1 pseudogene is annotated in these 235 nt (G+C 55.7%); it reads left to right on the forward strand.

The features are described 5' to 3' along the window. Nucleotides 1-235, forward strand: a pseudogene (locus GPK89_RS16860) (ribonucleoside-diphosphate reductase subunit alpha); the annotation flags it as partial.

Consider the following 235-nt stretch of genomic DNA (forward strand, 5'->3'; position numbering starts at 1 on the left):
GCATGCTGCCCCGCGTTGCCCCGGAGCTTTCTATGGATACATGGTGGTACTATAAGGCGGCGCATCTGATCGACCAAAGCTGGTCGGTACGCGCCGCGGGCCTTCGCCAGAGACATATTGACCAGGCGCAGAGCATGAATCTCTATATCACCAACGACTATTCCATGCGTCAGGTGCTCAGACTGTATTTAGAGGCGTGGAGGGTCGGCGTCAAGACCATTTACTATGTCCGCAG

It is taken from the genome of Gemmiger formicilis (assembly GCF_018784445.1).
Classification (GTDB): Bacteria; Bacillota; Clostridia; order Oscillospirales; family Ruminococcaceae; genus Gemmiger.